General features: G+C 43.7%; 17 protein-coding genes and 1 pseudogene. 10 read left to right on the top strand and 8 right to left on the bottom strand.

What is annotated here, in order from left to right; genetic code table 11:
- Window positions 1–338: 338 nt before the first annotated feature.
- The 8 genes from fabF (at window position 339) to ODU37_RS03370 (ending at window position 7,051) form a co-directional block, all read left to right on the top strand.
- Window positions 339–1,574, top strand: coding sequence for a beta-ketoacyl-ACP synthase II (fabF, locus tag ODU37_RS03405; protein WP_105158589.1), 1,236 nt, complete (start codon window positions 339–341; stop codon window positions 1,572–1,574).
- Window positions 1,575–2,042, top strand: a complete 468-nt coding sequence (accB, locus tag ODU37_RS03400) for an acetyl-CoA carboxylase biotin carboxyl carrier protein (protein ID WP_024412218.1) — start codon at window positions 1,575–1,577, stop codon at window positions 2,040–2,042.
- Window positions 2,039–2,461 carry a 3-hydroxyacyl-ACP dehydratase FabZ gene (gene fabZ, locus ODU37_RS03395; protein ID WP_024399594.1) on the top strand — a complete coding sequence of 141 codons (423 nt, stop codon included), beginning with the start codon at window positions 2,039–2,041 and terminating at the stop codon, window positions 2,459–2,461. Before accB ends, fabZ begins: the two co-directional genes overlap by 4 nt.
- Before the next feature lie 188 nt (window positions 2,462–2,649).
- Window positions 2,650–4,017 (top strand): acetyl-CoA carboxylase biotin carboxylase subunit, encoded by a 1,368-nt coding sequence (locus tag ODU37_RS03390; RefSeq protein ID WP_105158590.1) that lies wholly within the window; start codon window positions 2,650–2,652, stop codon window positions 4,015–4,017.
- 235 nt (window positions 4,018–4,252) lie between these two features.
- Window positions 4,253–5,119 (top strand): acetyl-CoA carboxylase, carboxyltransferase subunit beta, encoded by an 867-nt coding sequence (accD, locus tag ODU37_RS03385; RefSeq protein ID WP_105147677.1) that lies wholly within the window; start codon window positions 4,253–4,255, stop codon window positions 5,117–5,119.
- Entirely contained in the window at window positions 5,116–5,889 is a 774-nt protein-coding gene (locus ODU37_RS03380; protein WP_249562350.1) for an acetyl-CoA carboxylase carboxyl transferase subunit alpha, read from the top strand. The genes accD and ODU37_RS03380 overlap by 4 nt, the downstream gene beginning before the upstream one ends.
- A 63-nt stretch (window positions 5,890–5,952) precedes the next feature.
- Complete coding sequence (locus ODU37_RS03375) at window positions 5,953–6,426, top strand: GNAT family N-acetyltransferase (protein ID WP_105147675.1); 474 nt, start codon at window positions 5,953–5,955, stop codon at window positions 6,424–6,426.
- The gene (locus tag ODU37_RS03370) at window positions 6,419–7,051 is read left to right on the top strand and encodes a hypothetical protein (RefSeq protein ID WP_105147674.1); all 633 of its coding nucleotides are present in this window, start codon (window positions 6,419–6,421) and stop codon (window positions 7,049–7,051) included. Before ODU37_RS03375 ends, ODU37_RS03370 begins: the two co-directional genes overlap by 8 nt.
- A gap of 57 nt (window positions 7,052–7,108) precedes the next feature.
- Here the strand turns inward: ODU37_RS03370 and serS are convergent, their stop codons facing one another.
- The 6 genes from serS to ODU37_RS03340 form a co-directional block, all read right to left on the bottom strand.
- The gene (gene serS, locus ODU37_RS03365; protein ID WP_024395410.1) at window positions 7,109–8,383 is read right to left on the bottom strand and encodes a serine--tRNA ligase; all 1,275 of its coding nucleotides are present in this window, start codon (window positions 8,381–8,383) and stop codon (window positions 7,109–7,111) included.
- 217 nt (window positions 8,384–8,600) lie between these two features.
- Window positions 8,601–8,972 (bottom strand): DUF956 family protein, encoded by a 372-nt coding sequence (locus ODU37_RS03360; RefSeq protein ID WP_012027688.1) that lies wholly within the window; start codon window positions 8,970–8,972, stop codon window positions 8,601–8,603.
- Window positions 8,973–9,031: 59 nt separating this feature from the next.
- On the bottom strand, window positions 9,032–9,943 hold the full coding sequence (locus tag ODU37_RS03355; protein ID WP_024408274.1) for a PTS system mannose/fructose/sorbose family transporter subunit IID: 912 nt from the start codon (window positions 9,941–9,943) through the stop codon (window positions 9,032–9,034).
- A 17-nt stretch (window positions 9,944–9,960) separates the two neighbouring features.
- Window positions 9,961–10,770: a PTS mannose/fructose/sorbose transporter subunit IIC gene (locus ODU37_RS03350; protein WP_044758915.1), complete on the bottom strand. Its 810-nt coding sequence runs from the start codon at window positions 10,768–10,770 to the stop codon at window positions 9,961–9,963.
- A gap of 31 nt (window positions 10,771–10,801) precedes the next feature.
- Window positions 10,802–11,794, bottom strand: coding sequence for a PTS sugar transporter subunit IIB (locus ODU37_RS03345; protein WP_012775315.1), 993 nt, complete (start codon window positions 11,792–11,794; stop codon window positions 10,802–10,804).
- 221 nt (window positions 11,795–12,015) lie between these two features.
- Complete coding sequence (locus tag ODU37_RS03340; protein WP_172005460.1) at window positions 12,016–12,828, bottom strand: Cof-type HAD-IIB family hydrolase; 813 nt, start codon at window positions 12,826–12,828, stop codon at window positions 12,016–12,018.
- 344 nt (window positions 12,829–13,172) lie between these two features.
- Here ODU37_RS03340 and ODU37_RS03335 point away from each other — a divergent pair, with 344 nt between their 5' ends.
- Together ODU37_RS03335 and tnpA are read left to right on the top strand one after the other, a co-directional pair.
- Window positions 13,173–14,633 carry an NCS2 family permease gene (locus ODU37_RS03335; RefSeq protein WP_249562351.1) on the top strand — a complete coding sequence of 487 codons (1,461 nt, stop codon included), beginning with the start codon at window positions 13,173–13,175 and terminating at the stop codon, window positions 14,631–14,633.
- 189 nt (window positions 14,634–14,822) lie between these two features.
- A pseudogene (gene tnpA, locus ODU37_RS03330) lies at window positions 14,823–15,295 on the top strand (IS200/IS605 family transposase).
- Between the two features lie 611 nt (window positions 15,296–15,906).
- Here the strand turns inward: tnpA and metF are convergent.
- Window positions 15,907–16,767, bottom strand: a complete 861-nt coding sequence (metF, locus tag ODU37_RS03325) for a methylenetetrahydrofolate reductase [NAD(P)H] (protein WP_105158594.1) — start codon at window positions 16,765–16,767, stop codon at window positions 15,907–15,909.
- Window positions 16,768–16,770: 3 nt separating this feature from the next.
- Complete coding sequence (gene metE / locus ODU37_RS03320; protein WP_024414518.1) at window positions 16,771–19,020, bottom strand: 5-methyltetrahydropteroyltriglutamate--homocysteine S-methyltransferase; 2,250 nt, start codon at window positions 19,018–19,020, stop codon at window positions 16,771–16,773.
- Between the last annotated feature and the right edge of the window lie 23 nt (window positions 19,021–19,043).

The raw sequence follows: 19,043 nt of genomic DNA, 5'->3' as shown, positions 1-19,043 counted from the left end.
AGATTTCCAGCTGGGAGTGGGAAAGAACTCGACCAAGATAAAAAGAGTTCGTCTTCCCACCCCCGCACAGTTGATTAGGCCAGATTTGGAGTGCAAAACACGAACAAATCTGCCAATCAACCACTGCGCTGAGATGTTGACACGAACTCTGAGTAGTGGTCCTGGGCTTTTTGCCCAGCCTCACGATTTCCAACCTTCAATAGTCCACTGGATTATTGAAGCTGTCAACAACTTGTTGAAATGAACTTTTTCGTAGTACTAAAAGCAAACTGAAAGACTGCAATAACGCACTGTAAATTCAATGTTGTTTTGTGTGTTATTTTAAGAGAGGTTTGAAAATGACAAAATTAAATCGTGTAGTAGTAACAGGCTACGGTCTGACATCTCCAATCGGAAATACGCCAGAGGAGTTCTGGAATAGTTTGAAGGCTGGGAAAATTGGGATCGGAAAGATTACCAAGTTTGATACCAGCGAGTACAGCGTACTTAATGCTGCGGAATTAAAAGATTTTCCTTTTGACAAATATTTCGTTAAAAAGGATACAAATCGCTACGATAATTACTCGCTCTATGCACTCTATGCAGCTAAAGAAGCGATTGCTAATGCACAGCTGGATACAGAGACAGTGGATAGTGACCGTTTTGGCGTTATCTTATCAACAGGTATCGGTGGTATTTTGGAAATTGAAGAGCAAGTGGCTCGGATGAACGAAAAAGGTCCAAAACGCATTCGTCCCATGGCTCTTCCAAAGGCCCTGCCAAATATGGCGGCTGGAAATATTGCTATGCAGGTCGGTGCAAATGGCGTCTGCAAGTGCATCATCACAGCCTGCGCTTCATCAAATGATGCTTTAGGGGAAGCCTTCCGTGAAATCAAGTTTGGTTTCCAAGATGTGATGCTGGCTGGCGGAGCAGAGGCAGCCATTACTCCGTTTGCAATCGGTGGTTTCCAAGCTTTGACAGCTATGTCGACTACTGAGGATCCAGAACGTGCGTCTATTCCATTTGACAAGGGCCGCAATGGTTTTGTCATGGGAGAGGGTTCCGCGGTTTTAGTATTGGAAAGTTTAGAACATGCAGAAGCGCGTGGGGCGACTATCTTGGCTGAAATCGTTGGTTATGGAAATACTTGCGATGCTTATCACATGACTTCGCCACATCCAGAAGGTCTGGGTGCTATTAAGGCCATGAAGTTGGCCATTTCAGAAGCAGGTTTGGAGCCAGCTGATATTGACTACATCAATGCCCATGGCACTTCGACACCGGCCAATGAAAAAGGGGAAAGCCAAGCTATCGTATCTGTCTTCGGCAAGAACACGCCAGTTTCTTCTACCAAGTCCTTCACTGGTCACTTGTTGGGTGCAGCGGGTGCCGTTGAAGCGGCAGCTGTCATTGAGGCTATGCGTCATTCTTACGCACCAAAGACAGCTGGCACGACAGAATTATCTGAAGATATTGAAGCGGATGTCATTTATGGACAGGGGCGTGATATGGAAATCCGCCATGCCATTTCAAATACATTTGGCTTTGGAGGTCACAATTCGGTGATTGCTTTCAAACGTTGGGAGGCTTAAGTGAATATTACAGAAATAAAGGACTTGATGAGTCAGTTTGACCAGTCAAGTTTGCGAGAATTTTCATATAGCAATGCTGGGGAAACCTTGCATTTCAGTAAAAACCAGCAGGCGACAGTGGCCCCAAGTGCAATCGTAGAAGCTCCGCTTGCTCCAGTAGCTCCTACAAGCCCAGCAGTTGCAACCAGTGAGCCAGCTGCTCCAGCAGAAGCCAACGCCAGCCCTGTGGCAGAAGGTGCAGTGGTGGAAAGTCCTTTAGTTGGTGTGGCTTATTTGTCACCAGCTCCGGACAAGCCAGTCTTTGTAGCAGTTGGTGACACGGTCAAAAAAGGGCAGACCCTCATGATTATCGAAGCCATGAAGGTCATGAACGAAGTACCTGCTGACCGTGACGGTGTGGTCACAGAGATTTTGGTGGCTAACCAGGACATTGTAGAATTTGGACAAGGATTGGTACGCATCAAATGATCGATATTTTGAAAATTAAAGAGGCTCTTCCTCATCGCTATCCCATGCTCTTGGTCGATCGTGTCCTTGAAGCATCCGAAGATGAGATTGTCGCCCTCAAAAATGTGACCATTAACGAGCCCTTCTTCAACGGGCATTTCCCAGACTATCCTGTCATGCCAGGTGTTCTCATCATGGAGGCTTTGGCACAAACCGCAGGTGTCTTGGAGTTGTCCAAGGAAGAAAACAAGGGCAAGCTGGTTTTTTATGCCGGCATGGACAAGGTTAAATTTAAGAAGCAAGTTGTACCTGGTGACCAGTTGATCATGACAGCTAAATTTGTCAAACGCCGTGGAACCATTGCGGTCGTTGAGGCAAAGGCAGAAGTGGACGGAAAACTGGCTGCGTCGGGGGTGTTGACTTTTGCTATCGGAAACTAATACTCTTCGAAAATCAAACTCAGCCGTTGTTGACTTGATTTGATGAACTTCAGTTCTATCTGCATCTGCGTCGCCTAGCCTGATTTTGATTTTCATTGAGTATGAAACAGTCCTTTATTTTTCAAACTAGTTAAGGACTGTGATTGATATAACAATTATTCTATGTTAAAAAGGAGATAGGATTCATCATGTTTGAGAAGATTTTGATTGCCAATCGTGGTGAGATTGCAGTGCGGATTATTCGTGCGGCCAGGGAGTTGGGGATTGCGACGGTGGCTGTCTATTCAGAGGCTGACAAGGAAGCCCTCCACACCATGTTGGCAGATGAGGCTATCTGTATTGGACCGGCTCGTTCGACAGATTCCTATCTCAATATGCAGGCGGTCATCTCGGCGGCTGTTGTGACAGGTGCTCAGGCTATTCATCCCGGCTTTGGATTTTTGAGTGAAAACTCTAAATTCGCCACCCTTTGTGAAGAGGTTGGTATCAAATTTATTGGTCCTTCTGGGACGGTTATGGATACCATGGGCGATAAAATCAATGCTCGGTTGGAGATGATTAAGGCTCAAGTGCCTGTTATTCCAGGATCAGACGGCGAGGTCTTGACCAGCCAAGAAGCCCTTGAAATTGCTGAAAAGATTGGCTATCCTGTCATGCTCAAGGCATCAGCAGGTGGTGGCGGTAAGGGGATCCGTAAGGTAGAAAAAGCCGAAGATCTAGTGCCTGCCTTTGAATCAGCTTCCAGCGAAGCCAAGGCAGCCTTTGGCAACGGTGCCATGTATATGGAGCGTGTCGTCTATCCAGCCCGCCACATCGAAGTACAGATTTTGGCGGATCAGCATGGTCATGTCATTCATCTGGGAGAACGGGACTGTTCCCTTCAACGCAACAACCAGAAGGTCTTGGAAGAAGCTCCGTCTATCGCCATTGGTCAAACCATGCGGGACCGTATCGGTCAAGCAGCGGTACGGGCTGCCCAGTCAGTTGGCTATGAAAATGCAGGGACCATTGAGTTCCTTTTGGACGAATCCAAGGGCGAATTTTACTTCATGGAAATGAACACACGGGTGCAGGTGGAACATCCAGTTACCGAATTTGTTACTGGTGTGGATATTGTCAAGGAGCAAATCAAGATTGCGGCTGGTCAGGAACTCAGCGTCCGCCAAGAAGATGTGCAGATTACAGGCCATGCCATTGAATGTCGTATCAATGCTGAAAATCCAGCCTTCAATTTTTCCCCAAGTCCAGGTAAGATTTCCAATCTCTACCTACCAAGTGGTGGCGTTGGCTTGCGTGTGGACTCGGCAGTTTATCCAGGCTACACCATTCCGCCTTATTACGATTCCATGATTGCCAAGGTTATCGTGCATGGGGAAAATCGCTTTGAAGCCCTGATGAAGATGCAGCGCGCCCTCTACGAATTGGAAATTGACGGAGTGGTGACCAATACTGACTTCCAGCTGGATTTAATTTCCGACAAGCGAGTGGTGGCTGGTGATTACGACACCGCCTACCTTATGGAAGAATTTTTACTCCGCTATCAAGAAGAACTATAGTCTTTTAGTTTACTTTTAGTACTCGCTCCAACTATCTGGTGGATAGTTGGAGGTTGGAAATAGAGCGAACAAAGTTCGCATCAACAGCCGCAGGCATAACTGGAGTTAGGCAAGGCGAGTTCAAACACTCCAGTGGAGTGTTTGAAGTTGGAAATAGGGAAACGAAGTTTCCTCATACGTTGAAGTAATAAAAGAAAAACTAAATGACGATAAAAAAGTAAACTAGGAGAATGCTATGGCTTTGTTTCGCAAAAAGGACAAATATATCCGCATCAACCCCAATCGTTCGCGGATAGAGTCAGCACCTCAAGCAAAGCCAGAGGTGCCAGACGAACTCTTTTCCAAATGTCCAGCTTGTAAGGAAATCCTCTACAAGAAGGACTTGGGACCAGAGAAAACCTGTCAACACTGTTCCTATAATTTCCGGATTACAGCCCAGGAACGCTTGGCTTTGACAGCAGATGAAGGCTCGTTCGAGGAATTGTTTACAGGGATTGAAACCAAAAATCCCTTGGACTTCCCTAATTATTTGGAAAAACTGGCGGCCACCCGTCAAAAGACAGGCTTGGACGAGGCTGTTTTGACAGGCAAGACGACCATCGGCGGACAACCAGTTGCCCTTGGAATCATGGATTCTCACTTTATCATGGCTTCAATGGGAACGGTGGTCGGTGAGAAAATCACTCGTCTTTTCGAGCTCGCTATGGAAGAGCGACTCCCAGTTGTACTCTTTACCGCATCTGGCGGTGCTCGGATGCAGGAAGGCATTATGAGCCTGATGCAAATGGCTAAGATTTCAGCAGCTGTGAAACGCCATTCCAATGCTGGCCTCTTTTACCTGACGGTCTTGACAGACCCGACAACAGGGGGGGTGACGGCTAGTTTTGCCATGGAAGGCGATATTATCCTGGCTGAGCCGCAGACCTTGGTTGGCTTTGCTGGCCGCAGGGTCATTGAGTCAACTGTGCGTGAAAATCTGCCAGATGATTTCCAGAAGGCTGAATTTTTACAAGAACACGGCTTTGTTGATGCAATTATCAAACGTCAGGACTTGCCTGCGACCATTGGTCGCTTGTTGAGAATGCATGGAGGTGTCAGATGACCAGTGATGTAGCACGTATGATCCGTTTGGCACGTGACCAGGCTCGCCTGACGACCTTGGACTATGCCACACAACTCTTTGAGGACTTTATCGAACTGCACGGCGATCGCAATTTCCGCGATGACGGAGCAGTTGTGGGTGGCATCGGCTTTCTAGTAGGTCAGCCGGTGACAGTCATCGGTATCCAAAAAGGGAAGAACCTTCAGGACAACCTCAAACGCAATTTCGGTCAGCCCCACCCAGAAGGCTACCGCAAGGCCCTTCGCCTCATGAAGCAGGCGGAGAAGTTTGGTCGTCCCGTTGTCACCTTTATCAATACCGCTGGAGCCTATCCAGGTGTTGGTGCCGAGGAGCGTGGACAGGGCGAGGCCATTGCCCGCAACCTCATGGAGATGAGCGACCTCAAGGTGCCTATTATCGCCATTATCATCGGTGAGGGAGGCTCTGGCGGAGCACTTGCCCTAGCAGTCGCAGACCAGGTCTGGATGCTGGAAAACTCCATGTACGCCGTCCTCAGCCCTGAAGGTTTCGCCTCTATCCTCTGGAAAGACGGCGGTCGGGCCATGGAAGCGGCAGAACTCATGAAGATCACTTCTTATGAGTTGGAGAAACTCCAAGTGGTTGATCGGGTTGTTTTGGAAAATGGCAGAGCGACAAAGGAAGTCTTGACCGACATCAAGGAAAACTTGGTCAGTCAGTTGGCTCAACTACAAGCCTTGCCACTTGATGTGCTACTTGAAAACCGTTATCAACGCTTTAGGAAATACTAGGAAGACCTAGTATTTTTTTGCTATATTTGATATAATAAATGAAATTATTTCAGGAGGTTTTCCATGTTAGTAAAAGCGGATCTATCAAACGCAGAAGAATTGCTACCTATTCAACACCGAGCATTTGCAGCCTTGTATGAAACCTATCAGGACCAATACAACCCTGCCATTGAAACTATGGACTACTTCCAATCACGGTTTGCACGACCAAATTGCACCTACTACAAGATTGTCGAGGAAGGGCACACAGTCGGACTGGTACGAACAACGGTCGCTGAAGATGCAGACCAGGGCTGGCTAGGTCTGATTGGCATTGATCCAGACCACAGAGGAAAAGGCTATGGTCATAAGGCAATGCTAGAATTAGAAAGTCTTTATCCGACAGTCAAGCGGTGGGTACTCTGTACCGTCTTACAGGAGCCCAGATTAGTTGCTTTCTACGAAAAACTCGGTTACGAGGCTATCAAAACCGAGCCTGAGCAGGAAGGCATGGATATGGTCTACATGGAGAAGTGGATAGGAGATTCAGATGCTTGAACAGTGCCGTAGATATTTGGAATATCAAGGAGTTCATTATTGCAAGCCTGAAAAGGCAGGAGATTCGGCAGGCGAGATGACAGTCTTAAGAAACTTAGCACAGGCAGCACATAAGGAGTTTCAGACATTAAGTTTAGCTTTAGCTGAGCAAGTCGGTCCCTTGGTGCCCGAGAGAGTCAGTCAATGGATGAACCAAGCCCAGATTTGCAGACCGCATTTTTGGACCTATTACCGCCTACCCTCTTCTAGTTCGTCGGCCCCAGCTTTCGCCATTCGTCTGTATGGTAAGGGAGCTGAAGCGGGGATTTCAGTAGAAGTTAGCTTCATTGAGCGAAAGAAGGTAGAGACCTCTCTTTTTCAGCAAAACCGTGTGCTGAACTGCCCGATTCAGGCACCACTTTATTACTGGGTGCAAGAGGGAAAGGTATTTTATCGCTTGGATGGAACTGAGGAGAATAGGCAGATTTTACTAGAAGCCGTCGAAGCAGGACGCGTTCGAAAAGTACTGGTCAAGTATGATGTACCATTTAGAACGACTGCCTCTGAAGAGGAGCTGCGAAAACGCTTGACTAACGGCTTTTCTCTACTAGAACCTTATCTGAATATGACAAAACCCACCGAATAATCAGTGGGTTAATGGCAGACAAGCATCGTCATGATGTTTGTTTTTTCTTGGGATAGGTTATGGCTTAATCACATCAACCCCACCCATGTATGGACGGAGAACTTCTGGAATGGTGACAGAACCATCTTCGTTTTGGTAGTTTTCAAGAATGGCAGCTACGGTACGACCAACTGCTAAACCAGAACCGTTGAGGGTGTGGAGCAATTTAACCTTGCCGTCAGCAGCATCGCGGTAGCGGATTTGGGCGCGACGAGCTTGGAAATCTTCTGTGTTGGAACAGCTTGAAATTTCACGGTAGGCATTTTGTGCAGGAATCCAGACTTCCAAGTCGTAGGTCTTAGCAGCTGAGAAGCCCATATCGCCTGTACAGAGGGCCAAAACGCGGTATGGTAAGCCTAATTTTTGAAGGATATTTTCTGCGTTTGCGGTCATTTTTTCCAATTCATCGTAAGACTGTTCTGGTGTAGCAAATTTGACCATTTCAACCTTGTGGAATTGGTGAAGGCGGATAAGACCACGGGTGTCACGACCAGCAGAACCAGCTTCAGAACGGAAAGATGGGCTCATGGCTGTGAAGTAGATTGGCAGGTCTTTTTCTTCCAGAATCTCGTTGCGGTAGTAGTTAGTCAACGGCACTTCCGCAGTTGGGATGAGGACGAAGTTAGTGTCTGCCAACTCAAAGGTATCTTCCTTGAACTTAGGATATTGACCAGTACCGAACATAGAGTCGTGGTTGACCATGTAAGGTGTGATGATTTCTTGGTAGCCTTCTGCGATATGCTCGTCCAACATGAAGTTGTAGAGGGCACGCTCCAAGCGAGCACCCAGGTTCTTGTAGAAGAGGAAGCGTGCACCAGTTACTTTTGCGCCACGTTCCCAGTCCAGAATATCTAGGTCTTCGCCCAAATCCCAGTGAGCTTTTGGCTCGAAGGTAAATTCACGAGGCGTTCCCCAGCGGCGAACTTCCACGTTTTCTTCTTCATCTGCACCAACAGGGACAGAGTCGTGCGGTGTATTTGGAAGAACTGCAAGAATAGCATTTAGTTTTTCATCAATTTCCAAGAGTTCAGCATCCAAGTTTTTTACATCGGCAGACAGTTTTTGCATGGCAGCAATCTTGTCGTCAGCATTTTCCTTGTTGCGTTTTGCTTGGGCAATCTCTGCTGAAACTGTGTTACGTTCAGCTTTTAATTCCTCTACAGTAACCAAGATTTCACGGCGTTTTGCATCCAATTCCTTGATGTCTGCCAAGGTTTCGGCAGCCACACCACGAGTAGCTAATTTGGCAGCCACTCCGTCAAAATCTGTACGAATACGTTTGATATCTAGCATAGATGTCTCCTTTAGAATAAAAAAACACAGAATGAGAGATGCTGGAGCGATATTTACCGCGGTTCCATCCAGCTTCACATTCTGTGCACTTGATTGTATTTTGATAATTTCATAACGGTAGAATTTCACAACTTTTTCCTATCTGCTCACAGCGACCGCAGACTTTCTGGAAGGAGCCAGATGCTACTTATCCGTTTCTACTATTATACTTGAATTTTTATTTTTTGGCAAATAGATTCGAAATTTTTCTGCCGATTGTTTGCATAAGAGTCGGTAATTTCACAACTTTTTCATTGCCAATATGCTCACGAGCAATTTTAAGAATCTTACCAGAATCTTTAGATGCAAACAAGAATCGACTTTTCTCTGTATAAATTTCAAAATGACGGCTGATTGCTTTGCCAGAAACGTTTGCGCCAATGCTAGTCATTTCTGACCAAGGAATCTGGATATAACGCTCAACATTGCTATCTGGGTAGAATTCAAGTGCCTTGTCACCAATTAGAAATTTACCAACCTTGCCACCAAAGCCCATGTAGGAAACCCCTGTGGTTTGTAGTTCAACGCTTGTATTTTGTGATTGTGCCATAGTGCTCTCTCCCTAGATATTCATTATATCATAAAACCCCGCAAGAGCGGGGTCCTTGATTACATAATGTTGAAGAAACGAGCAAGAATACCTACGATGAAGAGACCGATAATCATTGTGATTGGTGTTACTTTCTTCTTAAGCAAGTGCATGCAGAGGAAAGTAAGGAGAAGTCCCATCAAACCAGGAATCAAGCTGTCCAACTGACCTTGTAATGTTTGAGCTTGAGTTGGTTCAAGGCTAAGTCCGCTAAGAGCTTGACCAAGAATACCTTTCAACTCAGCACCAGTAACAGTACCTTCTGGGAAGACGATGTAAGCACCTTCTGACAATTGTTTAGCAGGAAGATTTACAGCGAAAGTAATAGATACCCAGCGTTGAACAAGAACGGCAAGGATGAACATACCAAGGATTGAAGCACCTTTAGTGATGTCTTGAAGGATACCACCAGACATGTCTTTAGTGATTTCGCTACCAGCTTTGTAACCAAATTCTTGTGTGTACCATAGGAAGGCCATACGGATTGCGTTCCAACCAAGGAAGAAGATGATTGGTCCCATGATATTCCCAGATTGTGCAAGTGAAGCACCAAGAGCACCAAGGATTGGACGAACAGTAAACCAGAAGACTGGGTCACCGATACCAGCAAGAGGTCCCATCATACCGATTTTCACACCTTGGATAGCTGTGTCATCGATTTCAGCACCATTAGCACGCTCTTCTTCAAGGGCAAGAGTTACACCAAGGATTGGTGAAGCAACGTATGGGTGTGTGTTGAAGAATTCCAAGTGGCGCTCAAGAGCAGCAGCTTGATCTTCTTTTTTAGTGTAAAGTTTTTTGATAGCTGGGATCATTGCATAAGCCCAACCTAAGTTTTGCATACGCTCATAGTTCCATGAACCTTGAAGGAAGGTTGAACGCCACCAAACTTTTTTACGATCGCTTACGGAAAGTTGAATTTTTTCTGACATGATGAATCTCCCTTCTCTTAGTAGTCTTCAAGGATGTCGCCGATTGGGTCGTTAGATGAAGCACCACCGTTACCTGATCCGCCTTGTTTTGACAAGTTGAGGTAGATAAGCGCGATTGCAACACCGATAACACCAAGTGCGATAAGTGTCAATTTACTGATAGCAGCAAATGCAAAACCAAGTGCGAAGAATGGCCATACTTCACGAGTTGCCATCATGTTGATAACCATAGCATAACCTACGGCAACAACCATACCACCACCAACGGCCATACCACCTGACAACCAAGCTGGCATAGATTCAAGAACTGCTTGAACAGCTTCGGCAGGAATTGCAAGAAGAAGAGCCGCAGGAATTGCGATACGCAAACCTTGAAGGAGAAGAGCAAACAAGTGGTAACGTTCTACAGCAGCGAAGTTTGCATCTTTAGCAGCATTGTCAGCACCGTGTACAAGACCGACTGAGATAGTACGAACGATCATTGTAAGGAAAAGACCAGCTACGGCAAGAGGGATAGCAGTTGTTGTTGCAACGGCAATACCTTCAGTTGAGAAGTCGCCACCTTTGATCATGATGATTGCAGCAGCTACAGAAGCAAGAGCAGCGTCAGGAGCAACAGCTGCACCAATGTTTGCCCAACCAAGTGCAATCATTTGTAGAGAACCACCAAGCATAACACCTGCAGCCAAGTTACCAGTTACAAGACCGATAAGGGTACAAGCTACCAATGGTTGATGGAATTGGAATTCGTCAAGGATACCTTCAAGACCAGCGAAGAAGGCAACGATGACAACGAGAATTGCAGAAATAAGTGTAATATCTGACATGTTGTAATCCTTTCTATACTAACAGATCGATTTATTGAACGTTTGCCTTGTTGATAAGTTCAAACAAGTCTTTCTTCGAATCGTTTGGTACTTTACGCACATCAAATTCAACGCCAAGGTCACGCAATTTTTCAAAGGTTGCAACGTCATCTTTGTCCATTGACAATACGTTGTTAACCATTGTTTTACCAGTTGAGTGAGCCATAGAACCAACGTTCAATTCTTTGATTTCAACACCACCTTCAATTGCTTCAAGAGCTTCTTGAGGAGTTTCGAAAAGAATCAAGGCGTGAGTGTTACCGAATCGAGGGTCTTTAGAAACCTCAATCAATTTCTTGATTGGGACAACGTTCGCTTTTACGTTACCAGGTGCAGCTTGTTTGATGAGTTGTTTACGCAATTCATCTTTGGCAACTGTATCTGATGCAACGATGATACGATCTGCTTTGGAAGCAGGAGTCCAACCAGTCGCCACTTGACCGTGCAAGAGACGAGTGTCGATACGGGCTAAGTTGATTTTCAACTTGCCATCACCGATAACAGTACCTGGAGGGATAGCACCTTGTAGTGCAACAGGAGCAGCATCGGCAACAGGAGCAGCTTCAGCTGGTTGAAGTTCTTCTGGAAGAACTTTGATACCATCTTTTGCTTCCTTGATAATGTTTGCCGCAACTTCTTCCACGCCAGCAGCAGCGTTAATCATACGCTCTGTGTAAGCTTGGATAAGCATTGGCAAGTTTAGACCAGTGATGATAGCAAACTTACGATCTGGATTTTCACCAGCTACACGGCTCGCTTGGTTGAATGGTGAACCACTCCAAAGGTCAGCCAAAACCAAAACTTCATCATCGGCATCGAATGCGTCCACGGCAGCATTTAGCTTAGCGTATAAATCATCTGGACCTTCACTTGGCATAAAAGTAACAACTTGTACTTTTTCTTGTTCGCCAAAGATCATTGAACCTGACTGATGAATACCAGCAGCAAATTCGCCATGACTTGCAATAATGATTCCAATACTCATTATTGATCCTCCTAAATTTTTCTTGTTCATGTAAAAACCATTGAATGGGCTTTCATGTTCGAACTATACCATTATAAAACGTTTTCAGTACATTTGTCAAGTAGGTTTGTGTTAAAAGCGCAAAATATTTCCGAAACTTTTCATAATCGTGTTTCAGAAAAGTGATAAAAATATGCAACGAATATGACAAAAACCTGACAGTTTATCAGGTTTTTTGAAGTCTATAAAAATAGGTTTTCTAGTTCACGTGCGACACCATCTTCAAAATTAGCAAATGCTGTCAATCTGTCGGCATGTGGACGAAGTGTATCGCTACAATTTTTCATGGCATAGGCTGTTCCTGCTAGGTCTAGCATCTCAACATCGTTGTGCTCATCGCCGAAGGCAATTAAGTCGCTAGGAGAGGCTTGGTAGAGGTTAAGAACATAGCTCAGAGCGGTTGCCTTATTGACACCTTTTGCACAAGTTTCGAGGATATTTAATGGTCCACCCCACGTATTGATTTCTAACTCATCTTTGAAATAGGCATTCATTTCTTTTGCAAGTTCGTACTTATCAGTTGCACGAGTCTGCATAAGGATGGAATGAGGATCACTAGTGATTAATTCAGGTTTGATGAGTGTATCTGGAGTAATCTGTTCAACCCCCATCAGAGCAGGATCAATCTTATCTAAGTTGTTTTGAGTGATGTAGAATTTATTCTTGTATTCACCAGCAATAAAATCTGCCTCGAATGTTTCTTCTTCTTTTAGAAATTCGAGTAGGTATTTTTTGTCGATTAAAATATTTTGTTCCCATTGCCATTTCTTTCCAGGGATGTGAACTAAAGAACCGTTGAAATTAATCATGGGAGTATCCAGTTCTAGTTGTTGGTAAAATTTTTCAGCCATTCGATAGGGGCGACCTGTGGCGATAAGAACGGTGTGTCCTGCTTGGCGGACCTTCTTTATAGTTGAGATGGTATAATCAGATAATTGGCTATCATTATTGAGCAATGTGCCGTCCAAATCGATAGCTATGATTTTTTTCTTCATATTTAATAGCATTCCTTTCTAGAGTTGTTATACTAGTTTTAATAGTGAATAGTGTTTAGGTAGTAGCTAGATTGCTGAGAAATTGTTTTATGCGTCAAAGAATAGTACTTGTAGGTAACCATATCTTGAACTAATAACTTCCAGTATAACAAAAGGAGATAATAAAAGCAAAGAAGCAAGTAATTTTGTATAGATTTTTTGCAAGTTTATAACGTTCGGAATTTACGGATATTTCAAGTTAAAAATCAATAAAATAACGTTTTCAAGATTAAAAAACTTGAAATTAGAATATTTTTTGATTATAATGTTTTCATCGTTCGTAAATTAAAAGGAGAAATGAAAAAATGGATCAATTTTTTAAATTGAAAGAACATGGAACGACGGTTTCGACAGAAATTATAGCAGGCCTTACGACTTTCTTTGCCATGTCCTATATCTTGTTTGTTAACCCTAGTGTGTTAAGTGTTGCTGGAATGCCAACACAGGCTGTTTTCTTGGCTACAATAATTGCCAGTGCAGTTTCAACGCTTGTTATGGGATTATTTGCTAACGTACCTTACGCCTTGGCACCAGGTATGGGGTTGAATGCCTTCTTTACCTATACAGTGGTTATTGGTCTTGGTTTTACTTGGCAAGAAGCTTTGGCAATGGTTTTCCTTTGCGGTTTGTTTAACGTTTTTATCACAGTTACAAAGGTTCGTAAGAGTATTATCAAGGCGATTCCAGTTAGTTTACAACATGCCATCGGTGGTGGTATCGGTGTATTCGTTGCCTATCTTGGTTTTAAAAACTCTAATTTAATCACCTTCTTGACATCTGGTTCAGATATTATTACTGTAAATGGTGTTGCTCCGGCAGATGCAACAGCAGAAACATTCTCAAACGGTGTTTTCTCAGTTTTTGCTGGTGGTGGTGTCGTACCTGGTATTTCAACCTTTACTAATCCAAGTGTTCTCTTGACAGTGTTCGGTCTTCTTTTGACAGCTGTTTTGGTTATTAAGAACGTGCGTGGTGCAATTTTGATTGGTATTATTGCAACGACTGTAGCTGGAATTCCAGCAGGTGTTGTGGATCTGTCTACAATTGATTTTGCAAACAACAATATCGGTACAGCCTTTGCGGAGCTTGGTACGACTTTCTTAGCAGCTTTTGGTGGTCTATCTTCGCTCTTTGCTGATTCAAGCCGTCTACCACTTGTTTTGATGACTATCTTTGCATTCAGCTTGTCAGATACCTTTGACACACTTGGTACCTTTATCGGTACAGGTCGTAAGACTGGTATTTTCTCAGAAGAAGATGAGAAAGCTCTCGAAAATGGTACAGGCTTTAACTCTAAGATGGACAAGGCGCTCTTTGCAGATGCGATTGGTACTTCAATCGGTGCCCTATTTGGTACTTCAAATACCACAACCTATGTTGAGTCTGCTGCAGGTATCTCAGCAGGTGGTCGTACTGGTCTGACAGCTGTTACAACAGCGGTTCTCTTCCTTCTTTCAATTCTTATCTTGCCATTTATCGGTATTGTACCATCAGCGGCAACAGCTCCAGCTTTGATTATTGTCGGTGTTATGATGGTTTCATCATTCCTAGATGTGGATTGGAGCCAATTCGAAGATGCTCTTCCAGCCTTCTTTGCAGCCTTCTTCATGGCGCTTTGCTTCTCAATCTCATACGGTATTGCAGCAGCCTTTATCTTCTATTGCTTGGTGAAAGTATCAACAGGTAAGGCTACAGAAATTCATCCAATCCTTTGGGGTGCTACAGTACTATTTATTCTGAATTTCATCATTCTAGCTATCTTGTAATCTGTTTATTATCCTTGAACTAATCTTCATTTGAAGGTCAGTTTTTTTATTATGGCTTCGAGCCAGTTTTTCTCGTAGAGAAAAACAAGAAAACCACCAGCTATGCTGGTGGCTGACAAGGCTTTGAGCTTCCATTTCTTTTTCCTGATATAATCTAATTGTTCAGGTTAGATAAAGGAGGAAAAAGAAATGGCTAAAACCAGTTACAGTTTATCACATACCAAATGGATGTGCAAATATCACATAGTTTTCACAACTAAGTACCGTAGAAAATCCATTTACTACAAAATAAGGCAGGACTTAATTGATATTTTCCGTCATCTATGTCGATACAAAGGCGTGGAGATTATTGAGGGACACATGATGCCAGACCATATTCATATGCTTGTCTTGATACCCCCAAAACTTTCGATTTCCGATTTTATGGGATATTTGAAAAGTAAAAGTGCTCTAATGATATTTGATAAACACGCTAATTTGAAATATAAGTATGGAAATCGAAAGTTTTGGGCTAGAGGCTACTATGTTAGTACCGTTGGGCTGAACGAAAAGACAGTTGCGAAATACATTCGCGAGCAGGAGAAAAATGACATTGCACTTGATTCTTGAATGTCAAAGAGTATGAAGATCCATTTTCAGATGGCAGTTTTAGAACAAGATAAAAGCCCGTTGTTACGGGCATTAGTCAAGTAATTATAGCACTAACCTGAACGAAGTTCAGCGAACGTCTTTAGACGTCGCTGGAGAGAAACGGCTTATAGCCGGTGTACAAGCCACCCGTTTTCACGGGTGGTTATGACTTACGATTAAAATATATGGGAATCAATGTGATTCATACTCATTTAAAATCAAAAATAGCCACCTACCACTCCAAGTGGATATGGAGCGTTTCGATTTTGTTATTTTTTTAGAAGAAAACAGCTACTTGAAATCCACAATCCTCAACTCAAACTTATAAATTAAGGTTTCACATGTTATAAGTAGCTTAGACTTGCTATTTTTGATTTTTATTGAGTTTCAGTTAATAAAATACTGTCTTGAATGTTGTAAATTGCAAACGGATGGAGTTTATTTTTTCCATTTCGTCGCTTCTCTGTCTCCTCTTAGTGCCATTTTTACTCCTTGTGACTGTATTTTAAATGGCTGTTCGTTATTGTAAGCAAGATGTCTCATACCTAGACATCTGCTGGATAAATGTCATGATGGGGTGAAATAGTCTTTGGGAGTCACAGGGCATAGAATAACCCCTGAGCTTGGGCTCAGGGGGAGTTTTCTAACTATAATGTTTGAATAGCGAATGAGTTGCTTGATGGATGGTGCGGGCCGTTTCGGCATTGTTCATGGTATAAAGATGAACACCTGCGACATCATTGGTTACCAAATCGACAATCTGATCAACGGCATAAGCTAGGCCAGCTGCGCGTAGAGATTCAGGATTGTGCTCGTATTTTTCCAAGATGGCCTTGAATTTACGAGGGAGGCGGATATTCTCACAGGTTTTCAAGAGTCGAAGTGCCTGATACCTGTTGATGATAGGCATAATACCTGCGATAATAGGCACTTCGATGTCTGCTAGAGAACATTTCTCCTGAAAGTTATAAAATGCTTCGTTATCGAAGAAGAGTTGAGTTACCAAGGTTGAGCAACCGGCATCAACTTTCTTTTTCAAATTTTTGATGTCTGAGACAGAATTTGGTGATTCTGGATGTACTTCTGGATAACAGGCTCCAATAATGTCAAAATGTGGGGCTTCTTCCTTGATAAAGGAAATCAAGTCAGTTGCATACTGGAAGTCCTCTTTAGGGGGAAGACCTTCAATGATATCGCCACGAAGTGCTAAAATCTGATGCACACCAATTTCATCGAGAGAATGAAGAACGAATCGGACCTTTTCTTTTGTCAAGTAAGCAGCTGGCAAATGTGCGATAGTTGGAATATGCAATTCATTGCGAACATGGTTAGCCAACTTGACAGTCGTCTCTTCTACGTTCAAATTGTTATTGCTGCATGTAACACTGATAAAATGAGGGGCCAAACCTTGCATCTCATCGAGAGTTTGGATAATCTTTTCATTGCCTACTGCTGGTTTTGGAGGAAAAATTTCAAATGAGAGACTTGGGGCTTGACCAATCATAAATTAGAGTTCCTTTCTGGCTGCCTTAGCTGCTTGAGTCAAGTGGATAAGACTAGCTTTTGTTTCTGATTCGCCACGAGTCTTGAGTCCGCAGTCTGGGTTAATCCAAACTTTTTCTTTCGGTACTTTGGCAAGGATGGCTTGAATAGTGTGTGCAATTTCATCAACGGCAGGGACACGTGGAGAGTGGATGTCATAGACACCAGGACCTACCTGAGTTTGGAAGTTTTTAGCCTTGAGTTCATCTAGGATAACAAGATTTGAACGGCTGGCTTCAAAGGAGATAACGTCCGCATCCATATTGTCGATGGCAGGAATGATGTCTGTAAATTCGCTATAGCACATGTGAGTGTGGATTTGTGTATCTGGTGCAACAGTTGAGTGTACTAAACGGAAGGCGGGGATTGCCCAATCAAGATATTCGCTGTACCAGTCGCTACGACGGAGTGGTAGTTTTTCACGAAGGGCTGCTTCATCGATTTGGATAATCTTAATTCCAGCTGCTTCAAGGTCAAGAACTTCTTCCTTGATAGCAAGAGCAATTTGAAGGGTTGATTCTTTGATAGAAATATCTTCACGTGGGAATGACCAGTTGAGGATGGTTACAGGACCTGTCAACATACCTTTAACTGGTTTGTTGGTACGGCTTTGAGCATAGCTAGACCATTTGACAGTAATTGGGTTCAAGCGTGTTACATCACCCCAGATGATTGGTGGTTTTACCCCACGCATACCGTATGATTGTACCCAACCGTTCTTACTGAAGAGGTAGCCAGACAGGTTTTCGCCGAAGTATTCTACCATGTCGTTTCGTTCAAACTCACCGTGAACTAAGACATCGAAGTCAACTTCTTCTTGCCATGCAATCCACTCATCTGTTTGAGTTTTGACAAATGCATCGTATTCTTCTTCTGAGATATTTCCTTTACGGAAAGCTAAGCGTGTGCTACGAATTTCTTTGGTTTGAGGGAAAGAGCCAATCGTTGTTGTTGGAAGAAGTGGTAAGTTTAGCTTCTCGCGTTGAATGGCTTCACGCTCTGCAAAGACTGGTAGGCGTGTATAGTCAGCGTCTGTCAGTCCTGCAAGACAGTCTGCAAGGGCTGCATCACGACCAACACGCTCAAGGGCGAAGAGTTCCTTGTTAGCTGTGAGAGCAACTTCGCCTTGACCATTACGAATAGCATCCAAGTCACGCAACTCGCTCAATTTTTCAACTGCAAAGGCAAAGTGGTTGAGGATAGCTGGTTCAAATTCTTCATTTGCTGTTGTGAAAGGCACATGAAGAAGGGAACAAGAAGTTGTTATAACGACATTTTCAGCTGGAATAGCATCCAAAACAGCCAGGCTCTTTTCGTAGTTGTTGCGCCAGATATTTTTACCGTTGACGATACCAGCGTAGAGGGTCTTGTTAGCTGGGAAACCTGTCGCAACAAGTGCAGCAGTTTCTTTACCTTCTACAAAGTCAAGACCGATGGCATCAACTGGTAGGCTGGTCAATTCTGTGTAAATATCACGAACATCACCGAAGTAGGTTTGGATGAGAACTTGCAAACCTTTCTTATCTGCCAAGAGTGTTTGGTAGATACGTAGGAAAAGGGCTTTTTCTTCAGCAGTCAAATCCTTGACCAAGCTCGGTTCGTCCAGCTGGATTTTTTCAGCACCAAGCTCTGCCAATTTCTCAAAGACTTGTCCGTAGGCTGCAACTAAGCTATCAGCGAAATTAGTAGCAGTTAAACCTTCTTCAAAATCAGTTAATTGTAAGAGTGTGAATGGACCAATCAAAACTGGACGAGTTGTGATGCCCAAGTTCTTTGCTTCTTGGAATTCATCGAAAATCTTATGACCGGCTAGTTTGATTTCTGTATCTTTTTCAATAGCTGGAACGATATAGTGGTAGTTGGTGTTGAACCATTTTTTCATCGGTCTAGCACGAACGTCCCCTTTTTCTCCTTGATAACCACGTGCAAGAGCGAAGTATTTTTCAAGGTCAGTCAAGTCAAGGTTCTGTACTGCTTTAGGTACGATGTTGAAGAGAACAGCTGCATCCAAAACATTGTCATAGTGGGAGAAGTCGTTGCTTGGGATTTCAGTAATGCCTGCTTCTTTAACAATATTCCAGTGCTTAGCACGTAGGTCTTTAGCTGCTTCCAAAAGTTCTTCTTGTGGAATTTCATTTCTAAAGTATTTTTCAGTGATAAATTTTAACTCACGGTGTTCTCCGATACGTGGGAAGCCGATAATAGTAGTAGTCATGATTTTTCCTCCAAAATATTTCT

The organism is Streptococcus sp. 2021WUSS109 (genome assembly GCF_044427305.1).
Lineage (GTDB): Bacteria > Bacillota > Bacilli > Lactobacillales > Streptococcaceae > Streptococcus > Streptococcus suis.
Note: the sequence above shows the minus strand (reverse complement) of the source record. Positions and strands in the feature narration are given on the sequence as shown.

Bases quoted from the DNA above. Each gene is read 5' to 3' on its own strand.
- fabF (WP_105158589.1), top strand. From the start codon at position 339: ATGACAAAATTAAATCGTGTAGTAGTAACAGGCTACGGTCTGACATCT.
- fabZ (WP_024399594.1), top strand. From the start codon at position 2,039: ATGATCGATATTTTGAAAATTAAAGAGGCTCTTCCTCATCGCTATCCC.
- ODU37_RS03390 (WP_105158590.1), top strand. From the start codon at position 2,650: ATGTTTGAGAAGATTTTGATTGCCAATCGTGGTGAGATTGCAGTGCGG.
- accD (WP_105147677.1), top strand. From the start codon at position 4,253: ATGGCTTTGTTTCGCAAAAAGGACAAATATATCCGCATCAACCCCAAT.
- ODU37_RS03380 (WP_249562350.1), top strand. From the start codon at position 5,116: ATGACCAGTGATGTAGCACGTATGATCCGTTTGGCACGTGACCAGGCT.
- ODU37_RS03375 (WP_105147675.1), top strand. From the start codon at position 5,953: ATGTTAGTAAAAGCGGATCTATCAAACGCAGAAGAATTGCTACCTATT.
- ODU37_RS03370 (WP_105147674.1), top strand. From the start codon at position 6,419: ATGCTTGAACAGTGCCGTAGATATTTGGAATATCAAGGAGTTCATTAT.
- serS (WP_024395410.1), bottom strand. From the start codon at position 8,383: ATGCTAGATATCAAACGTATTCGTACAGATTTTGACGGAGTGGCTGCC.
- ODU37_RS03360 (WP_012027688.1), bottom strand. From the start codon at position 8,972: ATGGCACAATCACAAAATACAAGCGTTGAACTACAAACCACAGGGGTT.
- ODU37_RS03355 (WP_024408274.1), bottom strand. From the start codon at position 9,943: ATGTCAGAAAAAATTCAACTTTCCGTAAGCGATCGTAAAAAAGTTTGG.
- ODU37_RS03350 (WP_044758915.1), bottom strand. From the start codon at position 10,770: ATGTCAGATATTACACTTATTTCTGCAATTCTCGTTGTCATCGTTGCC.
- ODU37_RS03345 (WP_012775315.1), bottom strand. From the start codon at position 11,794: ATGAGTATTGGAATCATTATTGCAAGTCATGGCGAATTTGCTGCTGGT.
- ODU37_RS03340 (WP_172005460.1), bottom strand. From the start codon at position 12,828: ATGAAGAAAAAAATCATAGCTATCGATTTGGACGGCACATTGCTCAAT.
- ODU37_RS03335 (WP_249562351.1), top strand. From the start codon at position 13,173: ATGGATCAATTTTTTAAATTGAAAGAACATGGAACGACGGTTTCGACA.
- metF (WP_105158594.1), bottom strand. From the start codon at position 16,767: ATGATTGGTCAAGCCCCAAGTCTCTCATTTGAAATTTTTCCTCCAAAA.
- metE (WP_024414518.1), bottom strand. From the start codon at position 19,020: ATGACTACTACTATTATCGGCTTCCCACGTATCGGAGAACACCGTGAG.